We start from the raw sequence: 14,269 nt of genomic DNA, 5'->3' as shown, positions 1-14,269 counted from the left end.
CGGTTCGCCAGCGGCCCACCCGTACCCGCCGCCCCCGCGTCACCACCCTGCCCCAGCTCATGGCCACGGCCGTGGAAGCCAATCCGAGCGGACTCGCCGTCGTGTACGCCGACGCGGCCGCCACCCTGGGCACGCTGACCTACGCCGAGCTCGACGAGCGCTCCACCCGGCTGGCGCGGCTGCTCATCGATCGCGGCATCGGGCCCGAGGACCTGGTCGCCATCGGCATTCCGCGCTCGCTCGACTCGGTGGTCGCGGTGTGGGGCGTCGCCAAGACCGGCGCGGGCTATGTGCCGGTCGATCCGAACTATCCGGCCGACCGCGTCACCCACATGGTCACCGATTCGCGGGCCGTGCTCGGGCTCACCGTGGCCGCGGTGCGCGCGGACCTGGCCGACGATGTCGAATGGCTGAGCATCGACTCGGCCGAATTCGTGGCCGAGGTGGGGGAGTACCCGGACGAGGCCATCACCTCCGGGGACCGGGTGCGGCCGCTGCGCGCCGAACACCCTGCCTATGTCATCTACACCTCCGGTTCCACCGGCAAGCCCAAGGGCGTGGTGGTCACCCAGGCCGGGCTTTCCGGCTTCTGCGACGAACAGCGCGAGCGCTACCGCACCGGAACCGAATCGCGGGCACTGCATTTCGCCTCGCCGTCCTTCGACGCCTCGGTGCTGGAACTGCTGCTCGCCCTCGGCGGCGCGGGCGCGCTGGTGGTCGCCTCGCCGGACGTGCTCGGCGGTGACGAACTGGCCGCGCTGCTGCGCCGGGAACGGGTCACCCACGCCTTCATCACCCCGGCCGCGCTGGCCTCGGTCGATCCGGCCGGGCTGGACGAACTGCGCGTGGTGGTCGCCGGCGGTGAAGCCTGCCCGCCGGATCTGGTGCGGCGCTGGGTACTTCCGATCGCCGACGGCGGCACCCGCGAGTTCTACAACGGGTACGGGCCCACCGAGACCACCATCATGACCAATATCAGCGCGCCGCTGGTGCCGGGCGAACTGGTCACCATCGGCGGGCCGGTGCGCGGCATCACCGAATACGTGCTCGACGAGCGCCTGGTGCCGGTGGTGGACGGCGTGGTCGGCGAGTTGTACATCAGCGGTGCGCAAGTGGCGCGCGGCTACCACGAACGGGCCGCGCTCACCGCCGCGCGTTTCGTGGCGAATCCCCTGGACCCCAGCGGCGCCCGGCTCTACCGCACCGGCGACCTGGTGCGGCGCACGCCCTCCGGCGATGTGGAATATCTGGGCCGCAACGACTTCCAGGTCAAGATCCGCGGCTTCCGCATCGAACTCGGCGAGATCGACGCCGTGCTCGGCTCACACGACAGCGTCGACTTCGCCGTCACCGTCGGCCACAAACTCGACACCGGCGCAACCATTCTGGCCGCCTACGTGCACGCCGCCCCGGGTTTCACCGTCGACGTGGACGAGCTGACCGCCTACGCCGAGCAGAGCTTGCCCGCGCACATGGTGCCCACCACCATCATGGTCCTGGACGTCATTCCGCTGACCCCGGTCGGCAAGCTGGATCGCCGCGCGCTGCCCGAACCGCAATTGCGCACCAAGGAATTCCGCGCCCCGGCGGGCAAACTGGAAGAGCTGGTCGCGGGCGTCTTCGCCGACCTGCTGGATCCGGCCGACCCGATCGGCGCCGACGACGACTTCTTCGAACTGGGCGGCAACTCGCTCATCGCCACCCGGGTCGCGGCCCGGCTGGGTCAGGAGATCTCCGCCCGCGTCCCCGCCCGCGTCATCTTCACCGCCTCCACCGTGGCCGCGCTGGCCGCACAGCTGGAGCCCCTGGTCGGCGCGGGCGGGCGGCCCGCGCTCACCCCGCAGTCTCGGCCCGAACGCATTCCGCTGTCCCTGGCCCAGCAGCGCATGTGGTTCCTCAACCAGTTCGACACCGCCTCGGCGGCCAACAACATCCCGTTCGCCATCCGGCTGCGCGCCACCGAACCCGGCGCAGACGCATTGGATGTGGCGGCGCTGCGGGCGGCCATCGCCGATCTGGTGGAACGGCACGAAACCCTGCGCACCGTGTACCCGGCCGTCGACGGCACCGGCTACCAGGTGATTCTGCCCGCCGCACAGGCGATTCCAGACCTGACGCCGAAACCGGTCGCGCCCGAGGAGATTCCGGGCTGGCTGACCGCGCTGGCGGTGCGCGGCTTCGACGTCGCCGCCGAGGTGCCGTTGCGCATCGAGCTGGCCGAGGCCGGACCGGGCGACTACGTGATCGCCGTGGTCGTGCACCACATCGCGGCCGACGGCGCGTCGGTCGGACCGTTCATGCGGGACCTGCTCACCGCCTACTTCGCGCACCACGCCGGCGCGCCCGTCAGCTGGGAACCGCTGGCGGTGCAGTACGCCGACTACACGCTGTGGCAGCGGGCGCTGCTCGGCGACGAACACGAGGCCGGATCGCTCGCGGCCACCCAGATCGATTACTGGCGTACCGCTTTGGCGGGCATTCCGGACCGGCTCGACCTGCCCGCCGATCGCCCCCGGCCCTCGGTGGCCAGCGGTGCGGGCGCGGTGCACAAGTTCGAGATCGACGCCGCCCTGCACGCGCGCCTGGACGAACTCGCCCAGCGCAGCGGCGCCTCGCCGTTCATGGTCATGCACAGCGCGCTCGCGATCCTGCTGGCGCGGCTGTCCGGCGGTGACGACATCGTGATCGGCACCCCCGTCGCCGGCCGCGGTGAACGCGAACTCGACGACCTGATCGGCATGTTCGTCAACACCCTGGTGCTGCGCACCCGCATCGACCCCGCCGACACCTTCGCCAACCTCCTGGAAACCGCGAAAGAGACCGACCTGGGGGCGTTCTCGCACGCCGAACTGCCCTTCGAACGCCTGGTGGAGATCCTCGACCCGGTCCGCTCGCAGGCCCACCACCCGCTGTTCCAGGTGGCGCTGTTCTTCCACAATATCGAGACCCCGCGCATGGACCTGCCGGGCTTGACCGCCGAAGCCGTCGAATTCGACGGCGCGGTAGCGAAATTCGATCTGCAGCTGTCGGTGCTGCCGCGTGAACGCGACGGCGCCGCCGACGGCATGACCGCCATGTTCACCTACGCCACCGAGCTTTTCGACGAAGCCACCGTGGCCGGGTTCGCCGATCGCCTGGTGCGGTTGCTCACCGGCATCGCCGACGCGCCCGGCACCCGGCTCGGCGACTTCGAACTCCTCGACGGCGCGGAGCGGGAACGAATCCTGCTGGGCTGGAACGACACCCGGCATCCCGTCGCGCCGGAACTGCTGCTCGACGGGTATCGCCGGGCGGTCGCGGAACATCCGGACGCCGTCGCCCTGCACTACGAGGGCACCGAACTCACCTACCGCGAATTCGATCAGCGGGTGAACAAGCTGGCCCGGCTGCTCATCGCCTACGGCGTCGGACCGGAATCGCTGGTCGGGCTGTCGCTGCGGCGGTCGCCGGAACTGGTCATCGGCATGTACGCGGTCATCGCCGCGGGCGGTGCGTACGTGCCGCTGGACCCGGACCATCCGGCCGAGCGCATCGCGCACATTCTCGATACCGCGCAACCGGTCTGCGTACTCACCACCATCGCCGACGCCGTCCCGGTGCCCGACGACACCGGCGTGGTGTTCCTCGACGTGCTCGACAACAGCGTGTTCAACGGTGCGCCGCTGGCCCCGTCCGAACTCCTCGGCAAGGTGCGGCCGGACCATCCCGCCTACGTCATCTTCACCTCCGGCTCCACCGGCCGCCCCAAGGGCGTCGCCGTCTCGCACGGGGCCATCCACAACCAGACCACCTGGATGCTGGCCGAGTACCCGATGGGACCGGGCGACGTCTACCTGCAGAAGACCGCCACCACCTTCGACGTGTCGCTGTGGGGCTACTTCATGCCGCTGCGCACCGGCGCGACACTGGTGGTCGCCACCCACGACGGGCACCGCGATCCGCAGTACGTGGCGGAAGCCATTGCGCGGCACCGGGTCACCGTCACCGACTTCGTGCCGTCCATGCTCACCGTGTTCGCCGCGCACACCGCGCCGGGCGGGCTCGGCAGCCTGCGCGACGTGTTCGTGATCGGCGAGGCGCTGCCGCCGGAGACCGTGGCCGCCTTCGCGGCGGTCTCGGATGCCAAGGTGCACAACCTGTACGGGCCCACCGAGGCCGCGGTATCGGTGACCTACTGGCAGGCGCGCGGCGATGAACGGCCCACCGTGCCGATCGGCCTGCCGCAGTGGAACACTCGCGTCTACGTGCTGGACGCGGGCTTGCGGCCGGTGCCGCCGGGCGTCGCCGGTGAGCTGTACCTGGCCGGTGATCAGCTGGCGCGCGGCTACGTGCGCCGACCGGACCTCACCGCGGATCGCTTCGTGGCCAACCCCTTCGGGGACGGCGAGCGCATGTACCGCACCGGCGACCTCGTGGTCTGGCGCAGCGAAGGGGCGGATCGGCCGCAGCGGCTGGACTACATCGGGCGCACCGACTTCCAGGTCAAGTTCCGTGGTCAGCGCATCGAACTGGGCGAGATCGAGACCGCGCTGCTGGCACAGCCTTCCGTGTCGGCGGCCGTCGCGCTGGTGATGGGCTCCGAGCTCGGCGATCAGCTGGTGGCGTACGCGGTGCCGAAGCCGGGGCAGACCATCGAACAGGCCGAACTGCTGGCCGCGCTCGCAGATCACCTGCCCGCGTACATGATTCCGGCGACCATCGTCGCGCTGGACGAATTCCCGCTGAACCCCAGCGGCAAACTGGATCGCAAGGCGCTGCCCGCGCCCACCTTCAGCGGCCGCGAATTCCGGGCTCCGGCAACGCCGGTCGAGGAAATCGTGGCGGGGGTCTTCGCCGAGGTGCTCGGCATCGAACGGGTCGGCGCGGACGACGACTTCTTCGAACTCGGCGGCAACTCCCTGGTCGCGACGCAGGTAGTGGCGCGGCTGGGCGCGGCCGTCGGGGACCGGGTGCCGGTGCGCGCCCTGTTCGAGACGCCGACCGTGACCGCGCTCGCCACCGCCATCGAATCGCGGACGCGGCGGGGACGGACGCACGAGCTGGGTTCGATCGCCCGGCCCGAGCGGTTGCCGCTCTCGCTGGCACAGCAGCGCATGTGGTTCCTCAACCGGTTCGAGGACCAGGGCGACGGCACCATCGGCGCCGGATCGGCCGCCTACAACCTGCCGTTCGGGCTGCGGCTCACCGGCAGCCTCGACGTGGCGGCGCTGACCGCGGCGCTCGACGATGTGGTGGCGCGGCACGAGGTGCTGCGCACCGTGTACCCGGAAACCCCCGAAGGCCCGGTGCAGGTCGTACTGCCCGCCGGCGCGGACACCGCGGCCGCGCGCCTGGAGACCCTGCGGGTCACCGAGGCCGAGATCGCCGCCACCGTGTACGAGCTCGCGGTGACCCCGTTCGACGTCACCCGCGAGGTGCCGATCCGGGTGCGGCTGCTCGAAATCACCGACCGCGCAGCCGATTCCGCACCGGAATACGTGCTCGCCGTGGTCGCGCACCATATCGCCGCCGACGGCTCCTCCATGGCCCCGCTGGCCCGCGACCTCATGACCGCGTACGCCGCGCGGGCCGCCGGATCCGAACCCGGCTGGGCGCCGCTGGCCGTGCAGTACGCCGACTACGCGCTGTGGCAGCGGGCCGTGCTCGGCGACGAGAACGATCCGGAATCCATTGCCGCCCAGCAGATCGGCTACTGGCGGCAGGAACTCGACGGCCTGCCCGACCTGCTCGAACTGCCGACCGACCGGCCGCGGCCCGCCGTGGCGTCGCTGGCCGGCGCACGCATGAACGTGGTCATCGACGCCGACACCCACGCCGGACTGGTGCGGCTGGCGCGCGAACACAACTCGACCCTGTTCATGGTGGTGCACACCGCGTACGCGCTGCTGCTCGCGCGCCTGTCCGGGACCGGCGATATCGCCATCGGCACGCCGGTCGCGGGGCGTGGTGAACGCGAACTCGACGACCTCATCGGCATGTTCGTCAATACCGTCGTCTTCCACACCCGGGTCGACGGCAATGCCACCTTCGCCGAACTGCTCGCCCGCCAGCGCGAAACCGACCTGCAGGCGTTCTCGCACGCCGACATTCCGTTCGAGCGCCTCGTCGAGGTGCTCAGCCCGCCGCGCTCCACCGCGCACCACCCGCTCTTCCAGGTCGGCCTGTCGTTCCAGAACATGGCGCAGCAGAGCCTGGAACTGCCGGGCCTGACCGTCGCCGGGCTCAGCGCGGAAGTCGAAGTCTCGCAGTTCGATCTGCACCTGATCGTCTCCGACACCTACGACGAAACCGGCGCACCGGCGGGCATCGGCGGCTTCATCACCTACGCCTCCGACCTGTTCGACGCCTCGACCGTCGCGGGCATGCTGGAACGCCTCTCGCGCCTGCTCGCCGCCGTGGTCGCGGACAGCTCCGTGCGCGCCGGCGACATCGACCTGCTGGCCGAAGGCGAACGCGCCGAACTCCTCGAAGCGCGCAATGCGACCGCCCACCAGGTGGATTCGGCCGCGACCCTGGCGTCGCTGCTCGACGCCACCGTGGCGAAATCGCCGGAAGCGGTCGCACTCGTCGGCCCCGACGGTGAGATCCTGACCTACGCCGACCTGGCGCAGCGCGTGAATCCCCTGGCACGACAACTGATCTCGTTGGGCGTCGGCCCCGAGTCCCGGGTGGCGCTGGCGATCCGGCGCTCGGTGGATCTGGTCGTGGCCATGTACGCGGTATCCGTCGCGGGTGGCGCGTACGTACCCGTCGATCCGGACCAGCCGGCCGAGCGCACCGGCTACATTCTCGAGACGGCCGCGCCGGTGTGCGTACTGACCACGTCGCGCGATGGTTTCGAGCTGCCCGCCCCCGCGTCTGACGGGGCGGCCGGGACAGCGGTGCTCCGGATCGACGAGGTCGAGCTGTCGGCCCTGTCGGCCACGGCTGTTGCCGACACCGAGCGGGTCTCGCCGCTGCGGCCGCAGAACACGGCGTATGTGATCTTCACGTCCGGTTCGACCGGGCGGCCGAAGGGTGTGGCGTTGCCGCATGCGGCGGTGTCCAACCAGTTGCAGTGGAAGACCGCGGAATTCGGGCTGGGTGCGGATGACGCGGTGCTGTTGAAGACGGCCGCTACCTTCGACCTTTCGGTGTGGGAGTTCTGGTCGGCTGCCGTGTGCGGTGGGCGACTGGTGATCGCCGGTGCCGACGGGCATCGGGATCCGGTGTATCTGAACGAGCTCATGGTGCGCGAAGGCGTCACCACGCTGCATGCGGTGCCGTCCATGCTGGCGGCGTTGATGACGGAATCCGGTGGGCGGCTGACGGATTCGCTGCGGCGGGTGCTGGCCATCGGCGAGGCGCTGCCCGCTTCGGTGGCGCAGCGGTTCCGGGGTGCGAATCCGGGTGCGACGCTGTTCAACCTGTACGGGCCCACCGAGGCGGCGGTGTCCATCACCACGCATACGGTGACCGATGCCGACCAGATCGGCGTGTCCATCGGCGCGCCGGAGTGGAACAGCCGGGTGTACGTGCTGGATTCGCGTCTGCGGCCGGTGCCGGTGGGTGTCTCCGGTGAGCTGTACCTGGCGGGCGATCAGCTGGCGCGCGGATACTTCGGCCGGCCGGACCTGACCGCGGATCGCTTCGTGGCCAACCCGTTCGGGCACGGCGAGCGCATGTACCGCACCGGTGACCTGGTGGCCTGGAACGCGGACGGCGAACTGGACTACCGGGGCCGCACCGACTTCCAGGTGAAGATCCGTGGCTTCCGCATCGAACTCGGTGAGATCGAGGCGGCGCTGCTGGCCATGCCGGAGATCGCGAATGTCGCGGTGCTGGCCAAGTCGGATCAGCGCACCGGGGATCGCCTGGTGGCGTACCTGGTGCCCGCCGGCGCGGATATCGATGTGGCGCAGGTGAAATCGGCGCTCGCCGCCGCACTGCCGTCGTACATGGTGCCGTCGGCCTTCGTGGTCCTCGACGCGCTGCCGTTGAACGTCAACGGCAAGCTGGATCGAAAGGCCCTGCCGGAACCCGAATTCGAGACCACCGCGTTCCGCGCGCCGTCCACTCCTATCGAAGAGATCGTGGCGAACGTGTTCGCCGAGGTGCTCGGGACCGAAAGGGTCGGCGCGGACGACGACTTCTTCGCCCTCGGCGGCAACTCCCTGGTCGCCACCCAGGTCGCGGCCCGGCTGGGCGCGGCCCTCGATGCCCGCGTCCCGGTGCGCCTGCTGTTCGAGGCGTCCACCGTCGCCGCGCTCGCCATCAAGGTGGAGCAGCGGGCGGGGACCGGGCGCAAGGCGCTCGTCGCCGGACCGCGTCCCGAGGTGCTGCCGCTGTCGCTGGCACAGCAGCGCATGTGGTTCCTCAACCAGTTCGATGTGGACTCGGCCGCCTACAACATTCCGGTGGCCGTGCGGCTCACCGGCGATCTGGATGTGGACGCGCTGCAGCAGGCCGTCGCCGACACCATCGGGCGGCACGAATCGCTGCGCACCGTCTACCCGCAGATCGACGGGGCGGCCCGGCAGGTCGTGCGGCCCGCCGTACAGGCCGTGCCGGACCTGACCCCGGTGCTGGTGACCGCCGGCACGCTGCCGCATCGCATCGCCGGGATTCTGTCCGCCGGCTTCGACGTCACCCGCGAAGTGCCGTTGCGCGCCAAGCTGTTCCGGGTCGAAGGCGCCGAACACGAGCACGTGCTGGTGTTCGTGGCGCATCACATCAGCGCCGACGGCTGGTCCATGGGCCCGCTCACCCGCGACGTCATGCTCGCCTACGCCGCGCGCACCAACGGGGAAGCCCCGGCCTGGTCGCCGCTGCCGATCCAGTACGCGGACTACACGCTGTGGCAGCGCGAAGTGCTCGGCTCCGAGGACGATCCGGACAGCCTCATCACCGCGCAGACCGAGTTCTGGCGCAGCACCCTCGCCGGCATTCCGGACGAGCTGAACCTGCCGTCGGATCGCCCGCGCCCGCCGGTGGCCTCCATGCGCGGCGGCACCGTCACCTTCGAGATCGGCGCGGAACTGCAGCAGGCGCTGCGGCGCATCGCCCGGGAACGCAACGCCACCCAGTTCATGGTCATGCACACCGCGCTCGCGGTGTTCCTGGCCCGGCTCTCCGGCACCGCGGACATCGCCATCGGCACGCCCATCGCGGGTCGTGGCGAAGCCGAACTCGACGATGTGATCGGCATGTTCGTCAACACGCTGGTGCTGCGCACCGGGGTGCACGGACAGCAGACGTTCGAGGAACTCCTCGCGGCCGTCAAGGACACCGATCTGGCCGCCTTCGCGCACGCCGACGTGCCGTTCGAGCGGCTCGTCGAACTGCTCAACCCGGAACGCTCCACCTCGCGCAATCCGCTGTTCCAGGTGGCGCTGTCGTTCGAGAACCTGCCCGACGCGGGCTTCGAACTGCCCGGGCTGCGGGTCGGCGCGGTCGAATTCGACAATGCCACCGCCAAATTCGATCTGCTGCTGACCATCGCGAGCAGCGCCGACGCGGGCGCGACCGCCATCTTCACCTACGCGCGTGACCTGTTCGACGAGGCCACCGTGGAAGTGTTCGCGCAGCGCTTCGTGCGACTGCTCGAGGACATCGTGGCGCGGCCCGAGCTGCCGGTCGGCGATCTGGGCCTGCTCTCGGCCGCCGAACACGCCGATCTCGTCGATCGCACCGGCGGACCGGCCGTGCCGCCGCGCACCCTGCCCGATCTCATGCGCGAAGCGGTGCTGGCCAATCCGTCCGGGCCCGCGGTCGTGCACCGGGGCCGGTCCTTCGACTACTCGGATCTGGACGCCGCCTCCTCCAAGCTGGCGCGCGCCCTCATCGCCGCCGGCGCGGGACCGGACGTGCCGGTGGCCGTGGCCATCCGGCGCTCCATCGAATCGGTGCTCACCACCTGGGCGGTCATCAAGACCGGCGCCATCTTCGTGCCGATCGACCCGGACTACCCGGCCGACCGGATCGCCCACATGCTCACCGATTCGGGTGTGGGACTGGGCCTTTCGCTGAGCCCGGACATTCCGGCGCTGCGCGCGGCCGCCGGCGGCACCGACTGGATCGCGCTGGACGAGCGGCGCTTCGTGCTCGACGTCGACCGGCACCCCGACACCCCGATCACCGACGCCGAGCGGGTGCGCCCGCTGCATCCGCAGCACGGGGCCTACGTGGTGTACACCTCCGGCTCCACCGGCGTGCCCAAGGGCGTGATCGTCACGCACGCCGGCCTGGCCAACTTCAATGCCGCCCAGATCGCGCGCTATGGCCTCGACTCGTCCACGCGCGCACTGCATTTCGCCACGCCGTCGTTCGACGGATCGATGATGGAACACCTGTTCGCGATCGCCGCGGGCGGCACCCTGGTCGTGGTGCCGCCGGGGATCTACGGCGGCGCCGAACTCGCCGAGGTGATCAAGCGCGAACAGGTCACGCACGCGTTCATCACCACGGCCGCGCTGTCCACCCTCGACCCGGAGGGCCTGGACAGCCTGCGCATGCTGGCCGCCGGCGGTGAAGCGGTGCCCGCCGAACTCATCGACAAGTGGGCGCTGCCCTTGGCGGACGGCCGGATTCGCGCCTTCCACAATGTGTACGGTCCGACCGAGACCACCATCGTCACCACCATGAGCGAACCGCTGGCGCCGGGCGATCAGCTCACCATCGGCGGTCCGATTCGCGGTGTGCAGGCGCTGGTGCTCGACGACCGTTTGCGGCCCGTGCCGGTCGGCGTCGCGGGCGAGCTGTACCTGGCGGGCATCCAGCTGGCGCGCGGCTACCACGAGCGTCCGGCGCTGAATGCCGAACGGTTCGTGGCGCATCCGTACGCCGCCGGGGAACGCATGTACCGGACCGGTGACGTGGTGCGGTGGACGCCGGAGCGGACCATCGAATACATCGGGCGTTCCGACTTCCAGGTCAAGGTGCGCGGTTTCCGCATCGAACTCGGCGAGATCGACACCGCCCTGGCCTCGCACGAGAGTGTGGACTTCGCGGTCACCGTGGGGCACCGGACCGAGGCCGGGGCCACCATCCTGGCCGCCTACGTGCTGCCGGTCGCCGGGCACGAGATCGACACCGCGGCGCTCACCGCGCATGTCGCGGGCCGGCTGCCGGAATACATGGTGCCGACGGCCATTACGGTCCTCGACGCCATCCCACTCACCCCGGTCGGCAAGCTCGACCGCCGGGCGCTGCCGGAACCGGTGCTCACCCGGCGCGAATTCCAGGCGCCGCGAACGGAACTGGAGCAGACCGTCGCCGATGCCGTGGCGGAGGTGCTCGGCCTGGACCAGGTCGGCATCCACGACAGCTTCTTCGCGCTCGGCGGCAACTCGCTGCTGGCCACCCGGGTGGTCGGCGAGCTGCGCCGCCGGACCGGAGCGAATGTCGTTGTCGCGTGGTTCTTCACCGATCCGACCGTGGCGGGGCTGAGCGCGCGCATCGAAGCCGGGGACAGCCTCGACTCCGATGCCGACGCGAGCCTGCAGCCGGTGCTGCCGATCCGGGCGACCGGCACGCAGCCGCCGCTGTTCTGTGCCCCGCCGCTGTCCGGCCTGGCCTGGCCGTTCGCCGGACTCGCCGAGCACCTGCCGGCGGATCAGCCGATCTACGGTTTGCAGTCGCGGGCGCTGACCGACGACGACTACGACCCGGCCACCTTCGGCGATCTGGTCGCGCAATACCTGGAGGCCATCCGCTCGGTGCGGCCGCACGGCCCGTACCGGGTCATCGGCTACTCGCTGGGCGGCATGATCGCCCACTCCATCGCCACCGAACTGCGGGCGGCGGGGGAGCGGGTGGAACTGCTCGGCATCCTCGACGCCTTCCCCGAAATCGACGTGGACTACTTCCGCAAGGCGGTCCGCGACGAATTCATGCAACTCGGCGTCCCCGCCGACGCCTTCCCGGCGGACCTGCGCGAGATGGGCGACGACGCCCTCGCCGCCCTGACCGCCGCCCTGCCCCCGGAACTCGCCTCCCTCACCTTCGAGCGCGTGCGCCGGGTCTACCGCGGCGCCATGCGCACCGTCGAACTCGCCGCCGCCTACCAGCCCGACCGCTTCGACGGCCGCCTCGAACTATTCCGCGCCTCCATCCACAACCCGGGCGAACGCGTCGGCTCCCCCGCCGAATGGGAACCGTTCGCCACCGGAGTGTCCGATTACGTTCTGCCCCTGCGCCATCCGCAGATGACGAGCGCCGAGGCATTCGCCGAAATCGGGCCGCGCCTGGCGCAGCTGCTCCAGAGCGGTGGTAGTGACGACGCGACCCGGGCAGCGAGCGGCGTCGCCGAACGCGGAACGGCTGCTTCCGGTTTCGACGGTCGTGGCGCGGGCACCATTGACGCGGCCACAGCTGATGCGGGCGCGAGCCGGCTGCCCTCAGCGGGTACGACCTCCGGAGCTTTCGGTGCCGTCGCGGTGAGCGATGCCGCGGAAACCCGTGCCGGTGAGCGTGACACGGCCGAATCCGACGCCGCAGGCGAGCGCGCCGGGAGTGGGCCGGGTTCCGATTCGGGCGCGGACTGGGCGATCACGCAGGTGCTGCCGGTCATCAAGCCGGAGGATCTCGCCGCCGGGCTGAAGCCGCACGAGTCCGACGATCTCGACACCGAGGACGATGAGCTCGAAGCCGATGCGCACGAATCCGGGGAGTCGGCAACGACCGAAGACTCCTCGGAAGCGGCACCGGATCACTTCAGTCTCGGTGATTCCTCGCTGGGTGATCTGAAGGTTAGCGAACCGGCGGAATCCGCTGTGGACGAGCCGGATTCGACGCCGGAACCGGAAGCCGAACCGGAACCCGAGCCGGTCGCCGCGCGGCCGGTCACGCCGCCGGTGCCGAATATGGGGCCGCGGTTGACCGCTGTCGGGCAGGTTTCGCCATTGCCGGCGGGGGCGGTCGGGCTGCTGGAGATCGAGCCTTCCGGGTTGTGGGTGCGGGCGATCACCCTGGATATCGCCGCCGATGTGTCCGGTTCGCGGGTGCGGCGGTCCGTCGCCACGCTGCTGGATCGGCATCCGGCGCTGTGGGGGCGGTTGCGGCGTACGGGTGATGCGGTGGTGCTGGATATTCCGGGGCAGCCCGCTCCGGCGGCCGCCGCGGTGTGGCAGATCGATCCCAATGTGGAAGCCGTCGGCAATCCGATCGAGGCCGTGATCCAGGCCGCCGCCGCGGAACTGGATCCGGAGAAGGGCTACCACGTCCGGTTCGTGCTGCTCGAGAACCTGCCCGAGGACGCGGCGGTGGAACCGGAACTGCGGCCCGCCGCGGTGCTGGTGGTGGTCGCCAACGGGCTCGTCGTGGACGACACCTCGTGGCGCACCATCATCGAGGACCTCACCGCCTCCTGGTCCGGCGGGCACGCCACGCCGCCCAGCGCGGACGCGCATCCGCTCGGCATCGCGCGCGGACTGGCCGAACAGGCCGCCGCGCCCGACACCGTCGGCGAATTGGGTTGGTGGCGTACCGCATTGGCCTCCGCCACCGCCGGCATCTCACCCGACGAGATCACCGCCGGCGGCCGCCCCACCGGGCGCGGCCGGGTGTCGGTGTCCATCACCGGGGAAGGCGCGGCGGCCGTGGACGCGGTGGCGCGCCGCCTGCACGCCGATATCGACGATGTGCTGCTGACCGCCCTCGCGGTCACCCTGCTCGACCGGGACAGCGAATCCGCCCGCAAGGCAACGGGTTCGGTGGTGCGGTTGATCGCCGACGGGCGACTGGCCGGCGATGCCGCGGGCCGGCGCACGGTCGGCGCGTTCAGCACCGCCTACCCGTTCCCGCTGCGGCTCGACGGCGTCGACCTCGACGAGGTGCGGCGCGGCGGACCGGACGCGGGCAAGGCCATCGGGCAGGTACGGGACGCGGTGCGTGCGGTCCCGGCGCACGGCGTCGGATTCGGGCTGCTGCGGCACCTGAACCCGGCCACCGTCGCCGATATCGCGACACTCCCGGTGGGCCGCATCGGATTCCGGTACCGGGACCTGCGCCCCGCGCGGGTGTACCCGGAGCCGGTGGCCGACGACCTCTACCTCGACCTGACCGTGGACACCAGCCAGGACGGCCTGATCGCCCGCTTCGACTTCGCGGGCGCGGTGCTGGAACTGGATGACGTCAAGAAGCTCGTCGAGGGCTGGGTGCAGGCGCTGGGCGGACTCGCCGAACACGGGCGCGCGACCAACCCGTAACATTCAGCGCTATCGCGGCGATGAGTCAGGCCGTATGGTCTGTCGGGGTGCGGCTACCGTCCGGAGAACCCGGTTAGTGCTCG

The 14,269-nt window shown here is 70.7% G+C and carries 1 pseudogene; it reads left to right on the top strand.

Annotation, left to right across the window (positions count from 1 at the left end):
* Window positions 1-38: 38 nt before the first annotated feature.
* Window positions 39-14,186: pseudogene (locus LTV02_RS27475) on the top strand (amino acid adenylation domain-containing protein); the annotation flags it as partial.
* Window positions 14,187-14,269 lie beyond the last annotated feature (83 nt).

Source organism: Nocardia yamanashiensis (assembly GCF_021183565.1).
GTDB classification, from domain to species: domain Bacteria; phylum Actinomycetota; class Actinomycetes; order Mycobacteriales; family Mycobacteriaceae; genus Nocardia; species Nocardia yamanashiensis.
This window is presented reverse-complemented; position numbering and strand designations above follow the sequence as displayed.